This is a genomic window from Bradyrhizobium sp. MI1.7, from assembly GCF_055811795.1.
Map to the genome: position 1 here is coordinate 1 of NZ_JBVVPO010000070.1, position 19583 is coordinate 19583.

The 19583-nt window shown below is 64.7% G+C and carries 18 protein-coding genes; 11 read left to right on the plus strand and 7 right to left on the minus strand.

Annotated elements, in window-relative coordinates; all coding sequences use genetic code 11:
- Together AC0L3X_RS38290 and AC0L3X_RS38295 are read left to right on the plus strand one after the other, a co-directional pair.
- Positions 1 to 780, plus strand: a 780-nt coding sequence (locus tag AC0L3X_RS38290; RefSeq protein WP_473317265.1) for a UDP-glucose dehydrogenase family protein, incomplete at its 5' end; no start/stop codon positions are given.
- Between the two features lie 124 nt (positions 781 to 904).
- A complete protein-coding gene (locus AC0L3X_RS38295; RefSeq protein ID WP_354131858.1) occupies positions 905 to 1789 on the plus strand; it encodes an aldose 1-epimerase family protein in 885 nt (294 codons plus the stop codon).
- 26 nt (positions 1790 to 1815) lie between these two features.
- Here AC0L3X_RS38295 and AC0L3X_RS38300 read toward each other — a convergent pair whose 3' ends face one another.
- Complete coding sequence (locus tag AC0L3X_RS38300) at positions 1816 to 2664, minus strand: MBL fold metallo-hydrolase (RefSeq protein ID WP_354131857.1); 849 nt, start codon at positions 2662 to 2664, stop codon at positions 1816 to 1818.
- A 111-nt stretch (positions 2665 to 2775) separates the two neighbouring features.
- Positions 2776 to 3933 (minus strand): acyltransferase family protein, encoded by a 1158-nt coding sequence (locus tag AC0L3X_RS38305; RefSeq protein WP_354131856.1) that lies wholly within the window; start codon positions 3931 to 3933, stop codon positions 2776 to 2778.
- A gap of 298 nt (positions 3934 to 4231) precedes the next feature.
- Between AC0L3X_RS38305 and AC0L3X_RS38310 the strand changes: the two genes are divergently transcribed.
- A complete protein-coding gene (locus tag AC0L3X_RS38310) occupies positions 4232 to 5047 on the plus strand; it encodes a response regulator transcription factor (RefSeq protein ID WP_063979731.1) in 816 nt (271 codons plus the stop codon).
- 34 nt (positions 5048 to 5081) lie between these two features.
- On the opposite strand, the gene AC0L3X_RS38315 is transcribed toward AC0L3X_RS38310, so the two are convergent.
- The gene (locus tag AC0L3X_RS38315) at positions 5082 to 6224 is read right to left on the minus strand and encodes an alpha/beta hydrolase family protein (protein WP_354131855.1); all 1143 of its coding nucleotides are present in this window, start codon (positions 6222 to 6224) and stop codon (positions 5082 to 5084) included.
- 146 nt (positions 6225 to 6370) lie between these two features.
- On the opposite strand from AC0L3X_RS38315, the gene pgm reads away from it, so the two are divergent.
- The 5 genes from pgm to AC0L3X_RS38340 all read left to right on the plus strand — a co-directional run bounded on the left by pgm (position 6371) and on the right by AC0L3X_RS38340 (position 11798).
- Complete coding sequence (gene pgm / locus AC0L3X_RS38320) at positions 6371 to 8017, plus strand: phosphoglucomutase (alpha-D-glucose-1,6-bisphosphate-dependent) (RefSeq protein ID WP_354131854.1); 1647 nt, start codon at positions 6371 to 6373, stop codon at positions 8015 to 8017.
- Positions 8018 to 8305: 288 nt separating this feature from the next.
- Positions 8306 to 9355: an aromatic ring-hydroxylating dioxygenase subunit alpha gene (locus AC0L3X_RS38325; RefSeq protein WP_354131853.1), complete on the plus strand. Its 1050-nt coding sequence runs from the start codon at positions 8306 to 8308 to the stop codon at positions 9353 to 9355.
- A gap of 5 nt (positions 9356 to 9360) precedes the next feature.
- Complete coding sequence (locus AC0L3X_RS38330; protein WP_028148569.1) at positions 9361 to 10122, plus strand: GntR family transcriptional regulator; 762 nt, start codon at positions 9361 to 9363, stop codon at positions 10120 to 10122.
- Positions 10123 to 10132: 10 nt separating this feature from the next.
- Positions 10133 to 11113, plus strand: a complete 981-nt coding sequence (locus tag AC0L3X_RS38335) for a PDR/VanB family oxidoreductase (RefSeq protein ID WP_354131852.1) — start codon at positions 10133 to 10135, stop codon at positions 11111 to 11113.
- A gap of 241 nt (positions 11114 to 11354) precedes the next feature.
- Positions 11355 to 11798, plus strand: a complete 444-nt coding sequence (locus AC0L3X_RS38340) for a DoxX family protein (protein ID WP_071917677.1) — start codon at positions 11355 to 11357, stop codon at positions 11796 to 11798.
- Between the two features lie 6 nt (positions 11799 to 11804).
- Here the strand turns inward: AC0L3X_RS38340 and AC0L3X_RS38345 are convergent, their stop codons facing one another.
- From AC0L3X_RS38345 to AC0L3X_RS38355, 3 genes are all read right to left on the minus strand, one after another.
- The gene (locus AC0L3X_RS38345) at positions 11805 to 11954 is read right to left on the minus strand and encodes a hypothetical protein (protein WP_166084486.1); all 150 of its coding nucleotides are present in this window, start codon (positions 11952 to 11954) and stop codon (positions 11805 to 11807) included.
- Between the two features lie 293 nt (positions 11955 to 12247).
- Entirely contained in the window at positions 12248 to 14209 is a 1962-nt protein-coding gene (locus tag AC0L3X_RS38350; protein WP_354131851.1) for a putative bifunctional diguanylate cyclase/phosphodiesterase, read from the minus strand.
- Positions 14210 to 14579: 370 nt separating this feature from the next.
- On the minus strand, positions 14580 to 14945 hold the full coding sequence (locus AC0L3X_RS38355) for a nuclear transport factor 2 family protein (protein ID WP_085399120.1): 366 nt from the start codon (positions 14943 to 14945) through the stop codon (positions 14580 to 14582).
- Between the two features lie 100 nt (positions 14946 to 15045).
- On the opposite strand from AC0L3X_RS38355, the gene AC0L3X_RS38360 reads away from it, so the two are divergent.
- Genes AC0L3X_RS38360 through hemC form a run of 3 tightly spaced genes read left to right on the plus strand, consistent with a single transcriptional unit; the run spans position 15046 to position 18319 of the window.
- A complete protein-coding gene (locus tag AC0L3X_RS38360; protein ID WP_085399119.1) occupies positions 15046 to 15636 on the plus strand; it encodes a TetR/AcrR family transcriptional regulator in 591 nt (196 codons plus the stop codon).
- Positions 15637 to 15687: 51 nt separating this feature from the next.
- A complete protein-coding gene (locus tag AC0L3X_RS38365; RefSeq protein ID WP_354131849.1) occupies positions 15688 to 17313 on the plus strand; it encodes a GMC family oxidoreductase in 1626 nt (541 codons plus the stop codon).
- 25 nt (positions 17314 to 17338) lie between these two features.
- Positions 17339 to 18319 (plus strand): hydroxymethylbilane synthase, encoded by a 981-nt coding sequence (gene hemC / locus AC0L3X_RS38370; protein WP_166350112.1) that lies wholly within the window; start codon positions 17339 to 17341, stop codon positions 18317 to 18319.
- Positions 18320 to 18521: 202 nt separating this feature from the next.
- Here the strand turns inward: hemC and hemE are convergent, their stop codons facing one another.
- Positions 18522 to 19556 carry a uroporphyrinogen decarboxylase gene (gene hemE, locus AC0L3X_RS38375; RefSeq protein ID WP_354131848.1) on the minus strand — a complete coding sequence of 345 codons (1035 nt, stop codon included), beginning with the start codon at positions 19554 to 19556 and terminating at the stop codon, positions 18522 to 18524.
- Positions 19557 to 19583: the final 27 nt, after the last annotated feature.

The window sequence follows — 19583 nt, forward strand, 5'->3', positions numbered from 1 at the left end:
AAGGTGATGGGCGACGTCTATCGCCCGCTGTCGCTGAACCAGGCCCCGCTGATGTTCACGGCGCGCCGCACCGCCGAAATGATCAAATACGCCGCGAACGCGTTCCTCGCGACCAAGATCACCTTCATCAACGAGATCGCGGATCTCTCGGAAAAGGTCGGCGCCAACGTGCAGGAGGTCGCGCGCGGCATTGGCCTCGACAACCGCATCGGCACCAAGTTCCTGCACGCGGGGCCCGGCTTCGGCGGCTCCTGCTTCCCGAAGGACACCAAGGCGCTGATCAAGATCGCGCAGGACTATGACGTGAGCCTGCGCATCGTCGAATCCGTGCTGGCCGTCAACGAGAACCGCAAGCGCGCGATGGCGCGCAAGGTCAGCCAAGCGCTCGGCGGTAGCTTGCGCGGCAAGACCATCGCCGTGCTCGGCCTCACCTTCAAGCCCGACACCGACGACATGCGCGATGCGCCGTCGATCCCGCTCATCACCGGCCTGATCGACATGGGCGCGACGGTCAAGGCCTTCGATCCCGTCGGCATGGAGCAGGCCAAGGGCGAGCTGCCGAACATCACCTATTGCGAGGACGCCTATTCGTGCGCGCAAGGCGCCGATGCGCTCGTCATCGTCACCGAATGGGTGCAGTTCCGCGCGCTCGATCTCCACCGGCTGAAGGCGGCCATGACCCAGCCCGTCGTCGTCGATCTCCGCAACATCTACCCGCCCGAAGAGATGCAAGCCGCCGGCTTCACCTACGAGAGCATCGGGCGATCGTCCCAGGCCTAAGCTGGTTGTTTGAAGTTCGGCTTCGCCCGCCTCATCCTGGGGCGGGCGAAATCGTTTCTGATGCGATATGATCCGGTCGCATCAGGTCGCCGCGTTTGGCCTCGTTGCCGCGATGGAGATTGTCATGACCGACGACACGCACACGATCCGCAGTGGCGGGCTCACCGCGACCATCAAGGCACACGGCGCCGAGCTGTGCTCGTTGAAGGAAGGCAGCGGTGTCGAATTTGTCTGGCAGGCGGGGCCGGCCTGGCCACGCCACGCGCCGCTGCTGTTTCCGATCGTCGGGCGTCTCGCCAATGACGAAATGCGGCACCGGGGCAAGACCTACCGGATGACCCAGCACGGTTTTGCGCGCGACAGCCGGTTCGCGTGGGTAGAGCGCGGCGAGAACCGTTGCACGCTGGCGCTCGAAGACAGCGAGACAACGCGCGCGCTCTATCCGTTCGCATTTCGCCTGACGGCCACCTATGCGATCGACGACGCTGGTCTCGATCTCTCGCTCACGGTCGTGAACACTGGCAAGGAGACATTGCCGGTGTCGCTCGGTGGCCATCCCGCCTTCAACTGGCCGCTTCAGCCTGGAATGTCGAAGGAGAGCTACGCGCTGACGTTCACGAACGAGGAGCCGTCTCCGGTTCGCCGTGTCGAGGGCGGACTCCTGCTCGCGGCAACGGATCCGAGCCCCGTCAGAGGCACCGTGCTTCCTTTGTCGGAATCCCTGTTCACCAATGACGCCGTCATCCTCGACCCCGTCAACAGTCATGCGGTCCACTATGCGGCCGGGCAGGGGGCCGGGCCCTGGCTCAAAATGTCATGGCGCGGCTTTCGCGAGCTCGGCGTCTGGTCGAAACCGACAGGCGCGCCGTTCCTCTGCATCGAGCCCTGGCGCGGCTATGCCAGTCCCGTCGGTTTCGAAGGCGAGTTTAGCGACAAGCCGGGTCTGATGCACATCGCGGCCGGCGCGAACGAAGAACTGTCGTACCGGATCGAGGTCGGATCGTCCTGAGGCAGGCCTTCGCGCGCCTGTCGCTCTCAGACCTCGATCCGCGTGAGGTCCTCGCCGAGCACGACGGGACCTGCGTAGTCTCGGCGGACGTCCGCGAGAAGCGCGTTCAGCATGGAATCGTCAGTGCGCGGCCGGTGATGGGTCAGCGCGAGCTTCTTGACGCCGGCCTTGGCTGCGATCTTGCCGACCGTATCGCCGCAGGCGAGCGTATATTTCGCGAGCCGGCGGAAGTGGTCGTTGGTGATCTCAGGCGTCGCGAGAAAGCAGCACTGGACCAGCAGGTCGGCTCCCTGTGCCAGCCGCTCGAGACCGGGGCAGGGGACCGTGTCGCCGGAGATCGCTATGACCTTGCCCTCGGCTTCGAAGCGGAAGCCGAGACACATCCAGCGCGCGAGAAACGCCGGCGACATGTCGAGACCGTCGCCATGTGAGACGAGCTCGGCGCTGATCTTCCAGCGACCGGTGTCGAGGACGGGGCCGGGAACGATGTCCGTCGCGACGACCGGCTTCCAGCCACCAAAGGTCGGCTCGCCCTGATCCCGCCAGGCGATGTCCTTGTCGTAGACCTGTGTGATCAGCGTGTTGACGAGCCGTTCGGTATCGGGCGGACCGTAGATGCACAGATCGTCCTTGCGCCCATGCATCCACGAATTCAGCATCACGTCGTAGAGGTCGCCGATGTGGTCGAAGTGGTGATGGGTGAGAAAGACCGTGTTGATGGCGCCGAGCGGCACGCCGGCTTTGTGGAGCTGCACCATGACGCCGCGGCCCGCGTCGAACAGGATATTCTCCTCGCCGAGCCTGACCAGCGTGGTCGTCGCCATGCGGCGCGGGTCCGGGCGTGGGCCGCCGGTGCCGAGCAGTATGACTTCCATGGCGCCTACTCCAGCGTGAAGCCGGTCGATCTGATCACGCCGCCCCAGCGTGTCTGAAGATCGTTCGTGGCGTACTTTAGATTCGAAGGCGTCAGCTAGACAAGTCGCGCGTCAGTGCAGACCGGCCACAGTGGCAGCAATGGTTGGCCGGATCGTTGACCGGTCCGATCCCGCGGACGTCAGGCGATGCGCAAAATCCTGCGCGCGTCGCTCGACCAGATGCCAGGTCGCGCGTGCGACGAGATAGCTCAGCGCGGCGGTGACGGCATAGACGATCAGCAGCGAGACCAGTCCGTCCGCAAGCGGCCAGATCTGGCGCAGGCCGTAGATCACCGCGAAGTGCGACAGGTACATCGAATAGGAGTTGCGGCCGAGCGCCTCGATCGGCCGGCAGCGGATCGCGAGGCGGATGCAACCTGCAACCAGCGCGCCAAGCACGAGGTTGATCATCAGGTAGTTGAATTCATGCGAGCCGGTGGCGCGATCGGCGATGAAGGACAGCGCGATGAAGGCGGCAACGATCGCGGCATCCGACTTGGCAAAGCCGTCGCGCAGCGCGAAGAACAGCGCGCATCCGGTGAGAAAGACCGGCAGCTGGTTCAGGAAGCTGATGTGCAATGCGTTCCACACGAACGCTTCGTGGCCGGGACCATAATAGGCCGAGAACAGTGCGAAGGCCCACGGCTTGAACAGGCAGACATTGACGAGATGCAGCGCGATCGCGAGCGCAAGATAGAGATGGCGGCGCGAACCGAAGGCCGTGATCACGAAGGGGAAGACGAGATAGAACGTCATTTCCGCCGCGATCGACCAGTCGCCCGGCACGACGCTGTTGACGCTGTCCGGCCAGAAGCCGTGCAGGAAGGTCGTGGTTAGGATCACCTGGAGCGGTCCGATGCCGTTGGGCGCGTTGTAGCTGGGACCCGTGCCGTTGACGGCAAGGTAAAGCGGGATCGCGAGCCAGAACAGCGGCGCGATGCGCAGGAAGCGCCGGATGTAGAATTTGCGCGTCGGGTCGGTTTCGGTGCGCTGCGTCCACATCAGGCACATCGTCATGGCGCTGACGAAGTAGAACACGTTGACGCCGGTCCAGCCGCACATGAAGGCGAAGTCGAGGGCGTGGATCTTTGAAGGAAAGGATTGTGAGACGTGGATCGCCATCACGCCGACGATGGCGAGGCCGCGCAGGACGTCGAGCGTGTGAGAACGGCCGAAAGGCGTTGCACCTTGCTCGGTTCGTTCGGCGGCCAACCGGGCCTGCCCCTGCATCACGCCTGCTCCGTGGTTTCGCATCTGCAAGCGGAGACCATAGAGGCGCGGCCGGCTGTTTCGAAGCCGAAGCCTTTCTTTACGTTAACCAGCGGTTGAGTCCGATGCCGAATGTACGGGATCGGCGGTGTCGAGGGCCCCGGTCGGCGCTCGCACGCGCCACGCCGGCATGATGATGCGCGCGATGAGAATTGTGGGGCAATTCATACTTAATACGCCAATACCATGACCAATATTGTTCGGGCAGCACAACACGCCTAGTATTCCAGCAGGCAAATTTCGGGGGCTCGAATAAGTCGTGAATGTTCGTTCACAGGACAGTGCGCTGCGCGACGACTTGAACTTTCAAGCCGCGCCACAAGCACACAGGACATCCAACAACGTGGTTGATTCCGCACGTCAGGAATTGAGGCCTGCCGGCCGCGAGCGGCTGATCGTCGTCGAAGACGATCCCGTGACGCGGACGATGCTGGTCGGCTATTTCAGCGAGAACAATTTCGACGTGGTCGGCGCCGGCTCCTGCGCGGAATGCCGCCAGGCGCTGCGCTCGCGCACCGATCTCGTCTTCCTCGACGTGCAGTTGCCTGACGGCGACGGCTTCGAGCTCGCCAAGGAGATCCAGGCGACCAGCAACGCCGGCATCATCTTCGTGACGCGCCGCGACACCGACGTCGATCGCATCCTCGGCCTCGAGATCGCCGGCGACCATTACGTCACCAAGCCGATCAATCTGCGCGACCTGCTCGCGCGCGCGCGCAGCGTGCTGCGGCGGCGCTCGATCGACCGCAAGGCGGCGCGCAATCACAATTCGATCGCCTTCGGCGACTGGATCATCGACCTGACCCGGCGCGAGCTGCTCGGCAGCGACGGCAAGCCGGTGGCGTTGACGCGCGCCGAATTCGACCTGCTCGCGGCCCTGGTCGGCGCCGACGGCCGGCCGCTCAGCCGCGACTATCTGATCGAGGTCGTCAGCAACCGCCAGGCCGAGGTCGATATCCGCACGGTCGATGCGCTGGTGGCGCGGCTGCGCCGCAAGCTCGTCGGCAGCGGCACGCCCGTGATCGCGACCGTCACCGGCGTCGGCTACAAGCTCGCGCTCAGCGAGCGGCTCTAGCCTCATCCGTCGAAAGCCCCGATCACCCTCGCGCCTATCGCGCGCGGGCGCTCTGATCCGTCGATGTCCTTTGCGTCGCCCCGGCCAGCTGGTCATCGACCGCATACAGCGTGCAGGTCGGCGACCATTTCATGCAGGCGCTAAGCGAATCGCGCCGGGCGTCGTCGGCGGTGGTGCGTCCCGAGCGCCAGCCGTAACCGCCGTTCGGCGACACCGCAAAAGCCTTGTGCGGCATGGTGCTGGCGAGATAGCGCGAGAATTCGGCGCGCGCGGCCTCGTTGAGCTGGCCCGGCGGCGGCAGCGGATCAGGAAGGCTCAGGATGTCATGGCCGAGCCCGCGCTCGCGCAGGAAGGCGTCGAGATAGGGCGTCCATTGCGGGCGGCCCACCACCGAATAGAGATAGTGACCGTCGTCGCCGTAAGGCGGCGCCGCAATGAATTTGGCGTGACCGCCATTGCCGCGAAATCCGTCATAGAGGCGGCGCGCGAGATCGGGACCGAAGAACGAATCATTGGCCGCATAGACCCACAGCATCGGCACGCGCGAGGTCTTGCCGAATGTGGCGAAGGCCCGCTCCAGCCCGTCCTCGTTGCAGACGTCGTCGTCATCGCGCGAGCCGCGGCCGCCGGCAAAGCTGATCGCGGCGATCAGACCCGGCGGTGCCTGCGCGGTCAGCGCGACGGTGGCGAGCCCGCCGGCGGAATGGCCAGCCGCGATCATGCCCGATGTCGTGACGTCGGCCCTGCGACCCATCGCGTCGATCGCCGCGCGCAAATCCGCGACCGCAACCGCCGCCGCCGGCAGATAGGCGGCATTGGCGCAGCCGCCGACGCTGTCGACGCGTCCGCCGGGCGAGGTGCCGTAGCTGCGCCGCATCACGATCAGCGCGGCAAAGCCGCGCCGGGCATATTCGAGCGCGATCCCGTAATATTTGTGCGCCGACATCGTCGCGCGGTCGTCGAAACTGCGCGGCGAGCCGTGGCTGAGCAGCGCGAGCGGATAGCGCTTCGTTCCGGCCGGCCGGACCAGAAAGGCCTCCAGCCCCTGCGGCCCGGCCTCCGTCATCGGGATGCGCAGGTCTTCCGTGTAGAACTCCGCGGCCATCGCATTGGGCACGACGCCAGCCGTCGCAAGCCAGGCCATCAGAACAACCAAGAGCCTGTGAAACAGCGTCATGCCCCGACTCGAAAAAGCCCCGATCTCAAAGACCATAGCATGATCTCAGGAACGGCCAGCCCGCCGCGCGTGTTGTGCCCTTGGCGGGGGGCCGGCCGATGCTATGGTATTCCACAAACTCTGCACGACAGGACGAGGATATTTCAGTGGCTGATGTTGACCCCGCGGCGGGCAAGCTGGTCTCGCCGGACGCGCTCACCAATGTTCCGCGGCTGGTGACGGCCTATTTCGCCGGCAAGCCCGATGTCGGCGATCCCGCGCAGCGGGTGGCGTTCGGAACCTCCGGCCATCGCGGCACGTCGTTCAAGAACAGCTTCAACGAGGGCCATATCCTCGCGACCACGCAGGCAATTTGTGATTACAGAACAGAAAAGGGCCTGACCGGCCCGCTCTTCATCGGCATCGACACCCATGCGCTGGCCGAGCCGGCGCTGGTCAGCGCCGTCGAGGTGTTCGCCGCCAACGGCGTCGACATCATGATCGACAAGGACGGCGGCTACAGCCCGACGCCTGTCATCTCGCACGCGATCCTGACCTACAACAAGGGCCGCACCTCGGGCCTCGCCGACGGCGTCGTCGTCACGCCCTCGCACAATCCCCCCGAAGACGGCGGCTACAAATACAATCCGCTGCATGGCGGGCCGGCCGACACCGACGCGACCTCTGTCATCGAGAAGCGCGCCAACGCCTATCTCGCCGACGGCCTCAAGGGCGTGAAGCGCATCGACTACGCCAAGGCGCGCAAATCCGCGAATGTGCACGCCTACGACTTCATCACGCCCTACGTTGCCGATCTCGGCAATGTCGTCGATCTCGATCTCGTCAAATCCGCCGGCATCAATATCGGCATCGATCCGCTCGGCGGCGCCGCCGTGCATTACTGGCATCCGATCATCGAGCGCTACGGCCTGAAGGCCACCGTTGTGAACGAGGCGATCGATCCGACCTTCCGTTTCATGACCGTCGACTGGGACGGCAAGATCCGCATGGACTGCTCCTCGCCCTACGCGATGGCGAGCCTGATCGCGATGCGCGACCGCTTCGACGTCGCCTTTGCCAACGACACCGATGCCGACCGCCACGGCATCGTGACGCGCACCGGCGGCCTGATGAATCCGAACCATTACCTTGCGACCGCGATCTCCTATCTGTTCGCGAACCGGCCGAACTGGGGCAAGGATGCCGCGATCGGCAAGACCGTGGTGTCGAGCTCGATCATCGACCGCGTCGCCAAGAAGCTCGGCCGCAGGCTGGTCGAAACGCCGGTCGGCTTCAAATGGTTCGTCGACGGCCTCCTCACGGGTGGCTTCGGCTTCGGCGGCGAGGAGAGTGCAGGGGCCTCGTTCCTGCGCCGCGACGGCGGGGTGTGGACCACCGACAAGGACGGCATCATCCTCGGCCTGCTCGCAGCCGAGATCATGGCGAAGACCGGCCGCGATCCCAGCCAGCTCTTCGGCGATCTCACTGCCGAACTTGGCGTGCCCCACTACGCGCGTATCGACGTCGCCGCCACCGCGCCCCAGAAGAACATCCTCAAGTCCGTCACGCCCGAGCAGCTCGGTCTCAAGGACCTCGCCGGCGATCCCGTCCGCGCCACGCTGAGCAAGGCGCCGGGCAACGGCCAGCCGTTCGGCGGCATCAAGGTCGAAACCGATTTCGGCTGGTTCGCCGCAAGGCCGTCAGGGACCGAAGACGTCTACAAGATTTACGCGGAAAGCTTCCGCAGCACCGAGCACCTGAAGCGGATTCAGGAAGAGGCCCAGGCGGGGTTGAAGAAGGTGTTCGGGGCGTAGGGCACCAAGCCCAGTACGGCTCTTCGGTTGCTGCTCCGAGGAAGTGCTTTCCGCATTCTCCGCTGCCATCACCCGCGAAAGCGGGTGATCCAGTACGCCGCGGCCGTGCCGTGATGCGGAGGAGCCGCGGCGTACTGGATTCCCCGCCTTCGCGGGGAAGACATTTCGGTATAATTGTATACATCATCAAGATAATAGGTATTTAAATACGCCAGATTTGCCCTTGAACGATTCTATCCCTCCGCTATTGTATACATAACGCATACATAAGCCTTGGGAGAGCGACCCGTGACGAAACCCTTCCCGATGAACGCCTGGTACGCCGCGGCGTGGGACGCCGACGTCAAGCCGGCGCTGTTGCCGCGGACGATCTGCGGCAAGCATGTCGTGATGTACCGCAAGGCCGATGGCTCGGTGGCCGCGCTGGAGGATGCCTGCTGGCACCGCCTGGTGCCGCTGTCCAAGGGCCGGCTGGAAGGCGACACCGTCGTCTGCGGCTATCACGGCCTGAAATACAATTCGCAGGGGCGCTGCACCTTCATGCCCTCGCAGGAGACCATCAATCCGTCGGCCTGCGTCCGCGCCTATCCCGTGGTCGAGCGTCATCGTTACATCTGGCTCTGGATGGGCGATCCCGCGCTGGCCGATCCCGCGCTGGTGCCGGACATGCACTGGAATCACGATCCGGCCTGGGCCGGCGACGGCAAGACCATCCGCGTCAATTGCGACTACCGCCTCGTGCTCGACAATCTCATGGACCTCACCCACGAGACTTTCGTGCACGGCTCCTCGATCGGCAACGATGCGGTCGCCGAGGCGCCGTTCGACGTCACCCACGGCGAGAAGACGGTGACGGTGACGCGCTGGATGCGCGGCATCGAGGCGCCGCCGTTCTGGGCCAAGCAGCTCGGCAGGCCCGGCCTCGTCGACCGCTGGCAGATCATCCGCTTCGAAGCCCCGTGCACGATCGCGATCGATGTCGGCGTGGCGCCGACGGGCACCGGCGCGCCGGAAGGCGACCGCTCGCAGGGCGTCAACGGCTTCGTGCTCAACACCATTACGCCGGAGACCGAGAAGACCTGCCACTATTTCTGGGCGTTCGTCCGCAACTATCAGATCGGCGAGCAGCGCATCACCACCGAGATCCGCGAGGGTGTCTCCGGCATCTTCCACGAGGACGAGTTGATCCTCGAGGCGCAGCAGCGCGCCATGGACGAGAACCCCGATCGCATCTTCTACAACCTCAACATCGATGCCGGTGCGATGTGGACGCGCAAGCTGATCGACAGGATGGTGGCGAAGGAAAACCCGCCGCAGCAGCTCCAGGCCGCGGAGTAGGCCAGGTGAAAGCAGCGCCCGAGCGAGAGGTCGACCGCTCCGTCTCGCAGACCGTGAAGGCGCAGCTCGCGCTGCGCGACCAGATCCTGTCGGGTCGCTTACGGCCCGGCGAGCGCATCTCCGAGCTGCAGGCGGTGGAGACGACCGGCGCCTCGCGCACGCCGGTGCGCATGGCGCTGGTGCGGCTCGAGGAGGAAGGCCTGCTGGAGGCGATTCCCTCCGGCGGCTTCATGGTGAAGGCGTTTTCCGAACGCGACATCTCCGATTCCATCGAGCTGCGTGGCACGCTCGAAGGGCTCGCCGCCCGCTTCGCCGCCGAGCGCGGCGTTTCCGCACGCGAGCTCGAGCCGCTGAAGGAGTGCCTTGCCGCAATTGACGAATTGCTGCGCCAGGTGCCGATCTCGGTCGACGCGTTCTCATCCTATGTCACGCTGAACGCGCGCTTCCACGCACTGCTCACGGAACTGTCGCGCAGCCCGCCGCTGATCCGGCAGATCGACCGCGCCTCGGCGCTGCCGTTCGCCTCGCCCAGCGGTTTCGTGATGGCGCAATCGGCGCTGCCCGAGGCGCAGCAGATTCTGATCATCGGGCAGGAGCACCATCGCGTCGTGATCGACGCCATCGAGAACCGCGAAGGCGCCCGCGCCGAAGCCGTGATGCGCGAGCACGCGCGCCTCGCAGTGCGAAACCTGCGGCTTGCGCTGCGCAACCGCACCCATCTCGACCTCTTGCCGGCGCTCGCGCTGATCAGGACCGCAACCGACTAGGGCTGTCACCATGCGCTTCATCGAAACCTGGATTCCGGCAACGCTCGTCGCGACGCGCGATCTTGCGCCGGGCATCCGCGAATTCCTGATCCTGCCGGATCAGTTCGACGGCACAGCCTATCCGGTCGGCAGCCACATCAATATCAGCATGACCATCGACGGCCTGCCGGAGACGCGATCCTATTCGCTGGTCGGCGAGGCGTCCTCGCGCGGCTTGCGGATCGCGGTGCGCCGCGTCGAGGATTCCCGCGGCGGCTCGCGCTATATGTGGCAGCTCGCGCCGGGCGCCCGGCTCGACATCACCCGGCCGGCGTCGCTGCTCGCGGTCGACTGGACGCGCGAAAACTATTGCCTGATCGCCGGCGGCATCGGCATCACGCCGATCCTTGGTGCCGCACAGGCGCTGGCGCGTCGCGGCGCTGATGTCACGCTGCATTATGCCGTCCGCTCGCGCACCGATGCCGCCTATCTCGACGATCTCGCCAAAATGCTCGGTGAGTGCCTGGTCGTTCACGCGAGCGACGAGGGCCGGCGGCTCGACCTCGATGCGCTGTTCGGATCATTGCCGCAAGGTGCGCTGGCGCTGTTCTGCGGCCCGATGAGGATGCTGGATGCCGCGCGCCACGCCTGGATCGGCGCCGGCCATCCGCTTCCCGATCTCCGCTACGAGACCTTCGGCTCCAGCGGCACGCTGCCGACCGAGACGTTTCGCGTGCGCCTGAAGGGGACCGATGTCGAGCTCGAAATCCCGCGCGAGCGCTCGATGCTTGATGTGCTCAATGCCAGCGGACACGACGTGATGTACGATTGCAAGCGCGGCGAATGCGGCCTGTGCGCCATCGACGTGGTCGAGGTCGACGGCGAGATCGATCATCGCGACGTCTTCTTCAGCGATCACCAGAAGCAAAGCAATCAGAAGATCTGCGCCTGCGTCTCCCGCGCCCGCGGTACCATCACCGTGGACACGCTGCTCCGGGAAGATGCGGTCTGACCGGAGCTGGAAGGCGTACTCGGAAACCGCGATCAGCCTGAAGGCTCGCGCATCCGCCCTACTTTCGGAGCGGGCGGGTGCAGGTCGTCCTGGCGAGGCAGCTAAGGGCGGTGACGAAGCGGGCTTTGCAGCGTCAATGGGCCGGCAAGAGCGCTTCGTGCGGTCCACCAATCATGATAGGCTTGCTCTCGGCAATAGATGCGTTCAGCCGGTCTTGGACAGCAAGGGTGGAGGTTCTGCCATGAAATCCAATTCTGTCTCGCTGGCAGTCGATGCGTTCGCCACAGGGCGAGCTGACGCGCTGATTTTAATCGGCCGCATTCTCCTCGCGTGGGTATTCGTCGGAAGCGCGTATGGAGCAATATCCAACTTCAGCGGCTCTGTGGGGTATTTCAGGTCCCTGAATCTTCCAGCACCCGAGCTGTTCACGATGACGAACATCGTACTGGAAGTATTGATATCCGTTGGTTTGATATTGGGCGTCGGTACGCGCTACTGCGCAATTCTGACGTTTGTGTTCGTATTGGCGGCAACGGCTATTGCGCACCGCTACTGGGAGTATCCCGCGGGTGCGCAGCAGATCGGTCAATACAACCACTTCCTGAAGAATGTCTCGATCATGGGAGGCGCGATGTTGATCTTCGTCACCGGGGCGGGCCGGTTCAGTTTCGATCGGGCATCGTAGCCGAGATCACTTCAAGTCGGGCTTGAAAGCTTCCTCTATCGCGCGGCGGATGCTCTTTGAGAGCTGTTTCAGGGTCTTGCTCACGAGGGCGAAGAGAAGCATCAACCATGTCGCAAGCGCGGCACACCACAGCACGACTTCAAATATCTCAGGCATGATGATGCCCCTCAAAAATAATTACTTTGAAATGAGGCAAGTGTTGCTTAATGGGGCCGACACGGCAAGCCGTCTTGAGAGTGGTAGCGCGCCGAAACACTCGGAAACGGTCTCAAAACAGCGGACAGCCTTAGGTCAGGGATGCAGACCAACCCTATGACCGCGAAGACTGGCGCGGGATGCAGAACTGCCTGGCAGTGATTCATTTGCAAAGGGTGGCTTGAAGAAATTCTGCCCTGCGCGAGTCTGCTTCACCCCTGGAAGCGGACCGCCTCACATTTGCGAGTATTTCCCTACGCCGCGTAAGTCGCTCGCAGCTTTTTCGTGTTCAACAGCGCCAGAACGCCATCGGCCGACACCGGCCGGCTGATCAGATAGCCCTGCGCTTCGTCGCAACCGAACTGGCGCAGAAACTCGAGCTGGTCGGCGGTCTCGACGCCTTCCGCAACCACGCCGATGCGCAGGTCGCGCGCCAGCGAGATCACAGACTTCACGATCGCGGCGCAGTCGGGCTGCACCAGCATGTCGCGGATGAAGGACTGGTCGATCTTGATACGGCTGAACGGCAGCTTGCGCAGATAGGTGAGCGAGGAGAAGCCGGTGCCGAAATCGTCTAGCGCCACCGTGATGCCAAGCTCGAGCAGCGCGTTCAGGATTGACGCCGCGGAGCCGTATTTCGACAGCAGCATCGATTCCGTGATCTCGACCTCGAGCCGGTGCGGGGCGACCTTCGCGTCCGCGAGCGCCTGCACGATGGTCTGGAGGATGCCGGTGCTGTGAAACTGCGCGGCGGAGAAGTTCACGGCGACCCTGATGTCCTCCGGCCAGTCCGAAAGCGTCGCGCAGGCACGCCGGATCACCCATTCGCCGATCTCGTGGATCAGCCCGGTCTCCTCGGCGATCGGGATGAATTCGCTCGGCGGCACCAGTCCGCGCCGGGGATGCTGCCAGCGCAGCAGCGCCTCGAAGCCGGTGATGCGGTTCTCGCCGAGATCGAGGAACGGCTGGAACACCAGGAACAGCTCGTCTCTGGCGATGGCGCCTTCGAGGTCCGCTTGCAGCGCCTTGCGATCGCGTGACACCCTGTCATCGGCTTCCTCGAAGAAGCAGACCGTGCCGGGACCTGCTTTCTTGGCGCGATACAGCGCCGCGTCGGCATTCTTCATGATGTCGAGCTGCGTGGTGCCGTCGCGCGGCGCCAGCACGATGCCGACGCTGGTCGCGCCGGCGATCTGGCGGCCCTCGATCTGGAACGGTTCGTCGAAGGCCGCGACGAAGCGTTCGGCGATCTCGAGCGCATCCTCCGGCCGTGCCAGATTGGCCATCACCAGCGCGAACTCGTCGCCGCCAATTCGCGCGACGTGCTCGGCCGCGCGCGTGCAGCGTTGCAGCCGGCCTGCGACCTGGATCAGGAATTCGTCGCCGGCGGGGTGGCCGAACTTGTCGTTGACTTCCTTGAAGCGGTCGAGGTCGAGCAGGAGCACCGCGAATTCCTCGCCGGACAGGGCCATCCGCCGGAGCGCGGCTTCGAGCGTCTCGTTGAAGGCGAAGCGGTTGGGCAACAGCGTGAGGGGATCCTGCCGGACCGTGCGCTCGGCCTCGATCTGCCGGATCACGCGCCGCGCGAAAGCGAATGAATTGACGAACACCGCACGCAGCAGCACGCTGCCGTAAACCACCACCAGGACGGCCATCAGCACATAGGCGGGATCGCCGTCGCGGCCGAGGCAGATGGCGATGCCGACGAAGATGGGGCTCGTGAAAGCGATGGCCGCAATCGGGATCGTGGCGAAGGCTAGTGCGCCGCCGGCCAGCATCCCCGAGCAAAGGCAGGTGATGACGAGCTGGCCGCCGGTCGCGGCATTCGCGAAGAAGGCGACCGGGACGATGCCCCAGGCAACGCCGAGCACGAAGGCGTTGCGCACCAGCCGATGCATCGCCCGACGCGAAACGAATTGCGGTTTTGTGATCCGGCGCGAGGCGTGGGATTGCAGGCCGAACGCGATCGCGGCGCCGGCCACGATCGCGGCCCAGGCCAACGCAAACTTCCAGTCCGGCGAATGCCAGAGCGCGATGGCGAGTACGGCCGCGTTGCAGGCATTGGCAAGCATGATGCCGACGGAGTAGCCGAGCACCAGTGACATCTGATCGGCGCGGATATGTCCGGCGACGGCTTCGTCGGTTGCAGGACCGCCAAAGGCCGACAGATCGCCGGCGAACAGCCGCGCGAAATAGCTGGTCGTTTGAGTCCGCATTCCAGGGCCTAGCAGCATGGGCCGTTTGTCCGGCTCGATCAGGAGGATTCGCTGCAAACCTTTGACGAAATATGAATTATCCCCGCTGGCCACGATCGCCATGGCCACTTCTGCGTGTTCAAGCGAGGGTATCGATAACAAATCGATACAAATGCGGCGCCCCGCGTTACGGTTGTAACAGTGGGCCGATCGCAGAACGCGCTCGGCCTTCATGGTTCGAGACGCGCCGCAAGGCTGCGCTCCTCACCATGAGGGTCTAAGATGTTGCCGCGGAGCAGGCCTCATCCTGAGCAGCCCGCTGAAGGCGGGCGTCTCGAAGGATGGCCGCGAGGAGGCTGCCAGCCCGCTCTGTTGCCAAATGTGCCGAACGTCACCGCCCGAGCTGCTTCGGATCATAATAGAACCGTTCTTCGATCAGCTGATCGCCCTGCCAGGTCTGCCACGCGATCTCATCCAGCGTTCGGACGACGCCTTCGGCATTGGTGAAGCTGAACCGCCAGCGTGTCGCGACGTGATCGCCCTCGATCAGGCTCGGCCCGATGCGGACGGCCTTGACCTTCCTGGAGGCCGCGAGCACGCCGCGCTCCTTGGCGACGAGCTTGTCGCGGCCGACTGTCGGGGCGGCGTTGTTCTCATAGGTCGCGGCATCGGACGTGTAGTACTGCTCGATCGCTTCGACAAACTCCCCATCCTCCAACCGCTTCGCAAAAGCTTCGACGACGTCACGGCTCGGCATGGCGCACCTCACGATTAAAACCGACTGATAGTCGGTAAATACCGACCGGTAGTCGAAAAGTCAACTGGCCGGGTGCGACGAATTGGACTAGACGGGAGCGATGGCAAAGCAGGCGGAGCGGCGGGCGGCGACATCCGAGGCGATCCTGACGGAGGCGCGGCGCCTGTTCGGGACGCAGGGCTTTGCCGCGACCACCGTGGACGACATCGCGGCGGCCGCGGGCGTTGCCAAGGGCGCGGTCTATCATCACTTCAAGACCAAGGAGGTGGTGTTCGAAGCGGTGTTCGATTCTGTCTCGCGCGATCTCGTCGCCGAGATCGACCGCACCGCGCGCGCCGAGAAGGACGTGCTCGCCGCGATGGTCGCCGGCACGCAGCATTACTTTGCGGCGACCGCCAAGGGCCCGACAGGTCAGATCATCCTGCGCGACGGCCCGGCCGTGCTCGGCTGGGAGCGCTGGCGGGAGATCGACGCGCAGCATTTTGGCGGTAAGATGCCGCGCGCGCTGTCGGTGGCGATGGAGGCCGGCCTCATCGCAAAGCAACCGGTCGAGCCGCTGGCGCGGCTGCTGCTCGGCGCGGTGACGGAGGCGGCGGTCGCCTGCGCCGGGCGCACGGATATCGCAAGGGCAGGGGCGGAATATGCCCGTGCGTTCAAGTCACTGGTCGAGGCGCTGCGTCTGCGCGCATGATTGTGCTAGTGACGAACCGGAAACGCCCACCAACAAGAAGAACAGTAGCGCATGAACGCAAATTCCTCCCTCGCGCCGTCCGATCCTGAGTTCGACTACATCATCGTCGGCGCCGGCTCTGCCGGCTGCGTGCTCGCCAATCGGCTGTCTGCGAACGGCAAGCACAGCGTGCTGCTGCTCGAGGCGGGACCTAAGGATTCCAACATCTGGATCCACGTGCCGCTCGGCTACGGAAAACTGTTCAAGGAAAAGACCGTCAACTGGATGTACCAGACCGAGCCGGAGCCCGAATTGAAGGGGCGCCAGGTGTTCCAGCCGCGCGGCAAGACGCTGGGCGGATCGAGCTCGATCAACGGCCTGCTTTATGTCCGCGGCCAGCACGAGGATTACGATCGCTGGCGCCAGCACGGCAACACCGGCTGGGGCTATGACGACGTGCTGCCCTATTTCAAGAAGGCCGAGAACCAGGCGCGCGGCGCCGATCAATATCACGGCAGCGGCGGCCCGCTGCCGGTGTCCAACATGGTCGTGACCGATCCGCTGTCGAAGGCCTTCATGGAAGCCGCGGTCGAGACCGGTCTGCCCTACAATCCCGATTTCAACGGCGCCACGCAGGAGGGCGTCGGCCTGTTCCAGACCACGACGCGCAACGGCCGCCGTGCCTCGACGGCGGTGGCCTATCTTGGACCCGCGAAGACGCGCAGCAATCTCAAGGTCGAGACCGAGGCGCTCGGCCAGCGCGTGCTGTTCGAGGGACGCCGCGCGGTCGGCGTCGAATATCGGCAAGGCACAACCGTGCGCCGGGCCCGCGCGCGCAAGGAGGTCGTGCTGTCGAGCGGCGCCTACAACTCGCCGCAGCTCCTTCAGCTCTCCGGCGTCGGGCCTGCCGATCTCCTGCGCAAGCACGGAATCGATGTCGTGCTGGACGCGCCGGGCGTCGGCCACGATCTCCAGGACCACATGCAGGTCCGCATCGTGATGCGTTGCTCGCAGAAGATCACGCTCAACGACACCGTCAATAATCCGTTCCGCCGCACGTTGGCCGGTGCGCGCTATGCGCTGTTCCGGAAGGGTTGGCTGACGATCGCGGCCGGCACGGCCGGCGCCTTCTTCAAGACCAGTCCGCGGCTGGCCTCGCCCGACATCCAGGTGCACTTCCTGCCGTTCTCGACCGACAAGATGGGCGAGAGGCTGCATGATTTTTCCGGGTTCACGGCGTCGGTGTGCCAGCTCCGGCCGGAAAGCCGCGGCTCCTTGCGCATCAAAAGCGCGGACCCGACCGTGCCGCCAGAAATCCGCATCAACTACATGTCCACCGAGACCGACCGCACCACCAATGTCGAAGGTCTGAAGATCCTGCGCAAGATCCTGAATGCGCCGGCGCTGAAGCCGTTCGTGGTCAGCGAGTACGATCCTGGCGCAAAGGTATCCACGGATGGAGAGCTGCTCGATTATTGCCGCGAGCGCGGCAGCACCATCTACCATCCGACCTCGACCTGTCGTATGGGCAATGACGCGCTGGCGGTGGTGGACCAGCGGCTGAAGGTGAGGGGGCTCGAAGGCCTTCGCATCGTCGACGGTTCGATCATGCCGGACCTCGTGTCGGGGAATACCAACGCGCCGATCATCATGATCGCCGAAAAGGCCTCCGACATGATATTGGAGGATGCGCGATAAACATTGCGCTGAAAGGACATTCGACTTGGCTACGCGACTGAAGATCGGCACACGCAAGAGCGCGATGGCGCTGGCGCAGACGGAAGAGATTGCGCGCCGCCTGACCGCCGCCATGCCCGATCTCGACGTCGAGATCGTCAAGTTCGACACCACGGGCGATCTCGACCAGACCAGCAAGCTGCTGCCGCATGGCGGCAAGGGCGGCGCCTTCGTGGCGCAGATCCGCGCTGCCGTGCTCTCCGGCGAATTGCAGGCCGCGATGCATTCGCTGAAGGACATGCCCGGCAACGAGGACACGCCCGGCCTCGTCATCGGCGCTACGCTATCGCGCGATCCCCCGAGTGACGCACTGGTGCTGCGCGATGGCGTGACGCTGGAAGCGCTGCGCCAGTCGCGCGGCAAGGGTTTCAAGATCGGCACCAACGCCGTGCGTCGCGCCGCTTATGCGCGGCGGCTGTTTCCTGATGTCGAAGTGATCCACTTCCGCGGCGCCGCCGACACGCGCGTGCGAAAACTCGACAATGGCGAGAAGCAGAAGTTGCCGGATGGCGGCGCGGTTGGTCCCGCCGACGCGCTGATCATGGCGCGTTCCGGCCTTGACCGCGTCGGCCTCTCTCACCGCATCGCCTATGAATTCTCCGCGGCGGAGATGCTGCCCGCGGCAGGGCAGGGCATCGTCGCCGTGGAATGCGCCGCGCAGGACTGGCAGACGCGGCAGATCCTGGCATCGATCGACGATCCCTCCGCGCACGCTTCTGCCGATGCCGAGCGCGAGGTGCTGTGGGTGCTCAACGGCCATTGCAATTCGCCGGTGGCGGGTTTTTCGACCATCGCAGGCGATCAGATGTCGCTGACGGCGTCCGTGCTCGACCTCTCCGGCAACACCATCATCGAAGCCTCGCACACGGGCCCCGCCAACCGCCCGCGCGAGCTCGGCCGTGCAGTGGGGCTGGAGCTGCTGACGAAGGGCGCCGCCGAGATCATCGAGCGCAGCCGGCCGCGCTAGCTGGCCTGTGAAATCGCAATCGGCGGGATGATGCCATCGTGCTCCTGTTTTGCCCGACGTGTCAAACGTCGGCGCAATCCAGTGCGATGACTGCGCATCTGATTTCAGTGCCCTCTAAGTCATTGATCGGGCGTGGTCTCTCTACTGTGCATGGGGTTGTTTTCGCGGTTTTTGTTTCCGCTCCCCTCCGGGACGCAACAATTTAGCCCCGCACGCGCCTCAACATCTGCTCGACATGGGCGATCGGCGTTTCCGGCTGGATGCCGTGGCCGAGATTGAAGATGAAGCGCCCTTGCGCAAAGTTCGCCAGCACGTTGTCCACCGCGCGGTCGAGCGCCGCGCCGCCCGTGATCAGCACCAGCGGATCGAGATTGCCCTGCACGGCGACGCGGCTCTGCACGCGCTCGCGGATGAAGGCCGGCTCGGCGGTCCAGTCGATGCTGACGGCATTCACGCCGGTCGCTTCGACATAACCCGGCAGTTGCGCGCCGGCGCCGCGCGGAAAACCGATGATCTTCGCATCGGGCACTTTTGCGCGCACGCCTTCGACGATGCGCCGGGTCGGCTCGACCGACCAGCGCGCGAACTCGGCCGGCGGCAGCACGCCGGCCCAGGTGTCGAAGATCTGCAACGCATCGGCACCGGCCGCGAGCTGCGCCAGCAGATATTCGATCGAGTTCTCGACCAGCACGTCGATGATTTTCGCAAACGCCTCCGGATGCCGGTAGGCCATCATCCGCGCCGGCGCCTGGTCGGGCGTGCCTTGGCCTGCGACCATGTAGGTCGCCACCGTCCACGGCGCTCCGCAGAAGCCGATCAGTGCGGTCTTGGGATCGAGCGCACCGCGCACGAGCCTGAGCGCTTCGAACACCGGCTTGAGCTTGCTGAAGTCGGCGTGCGCGGCGAGCGTCGCGACTTTTGCGGGATCATCCAGCGGCTCCAGCCGCGGACCCTCGCCCACCTCGAACCGCACGGAACGGCCGAGCGCATAGGGGATCACCAGGATGTCCGAGAAGATGATCGCCGCATCGAAGCCGAACCTGCGGATCGGCTGCAGCGTGACTTCGGCGGCAAGCTCCGGGTTGAAGCAGAGATCGAGGAAGCCGCCGGCCTTGGCCCGCACCTCGCGATATTCCGGCAGATAGCGCCCGGCCTGCCGCATCATCCACATGGGCGGGGTAGCCTGGCGCTGGCCGGAGAGCACGTCGATGAAGGGCTTTGTCGCAGACTGGGGCACGGACGGTCCTATCAAGATTGAGGTTCC

Bases quoted from the DNA above. Each gene is read 5' to 3' on its own strand.
- AC0L3X_RS38300 (WP_354131857.1), bottom strand. From the start codon at position 2,664: ATGGAAGTCATACTGCTCGGCACCGGCGGCCCACGCCCGGACCCGCGC.
- AC0L3X_RS38345 (WP_166084486.1), bottom strand. From the start codon at position 11,954: ATGCCTGAGATATTTGAAGTCGTGCTGTGGTGTGCCGCGCTTGCGACA.
- AC0L3X_RS38315 (WP_354131855.1), bottom strand. From the start codon at position 6,224: ATGACGCTGTTTCACAGGCTCTTGGTTGTTCTGATGGCCTGGCTTGCG.
- AC0L3X_RS38305 (WP_354131856.1), bottom strand. From the start codon at position 3,933: ATGCAGGGGCAGGCCCGGTTGGCCGCCGAACGAACCGAGCAAGGTGCA.
- AC0L3X_RS38360 (WP_085399119.1), top strand. From the start codon at position 15,046: ATGGCAAAGCAGGCGGAGCGGCGGGCGGCGACATCCGAGGCGATCCTG.
- AC0L3X_RS38350 (WP_354131851.1), bottom strand. From the start codon at position 14,209: ATGCGGACTCAAACGACCAGCTATTTCGCGCGGCTGTTCGCCGGCGAT.
- AC0L3X_RS38340 (WP_071917677.1), top strand. From the start codon at position 11,355: ATGAAATCCAATTCTGTCTCGCTGGCAGTCGATGCGTTCGCCACAGGG.
- AC0L3X_RS38355 (WP_085399120.1), bottom strand. From the start codon at position 14,945: ATGCCGAGCCGTGACGTCGTCGAAGCTTTTGCGAAGCGGTTGGAGGAT.
- AC0L3X_RS38335 (WP_354131852.1), top strand. From the start codon at position 10,133: ATGCGCTTCATCGAAACCTGGATTCCGGCAACGCTCGTCGCGACGCGC.
- AC0L3X_RS38365 (WP_354131849.1), top strand. From the start codon at position 15,688: ATGAACGCAAATTCCTCCCTCGCGCCGTCCGATCCTGAGTTCGACTAC.
- AC0L3X_RS38295 (WP_354131858.1), top strand. From the start codon at position 905: ATGACCGACGACACGCACACGATCCGCAGTGGCGGGCTCACCGCGACC.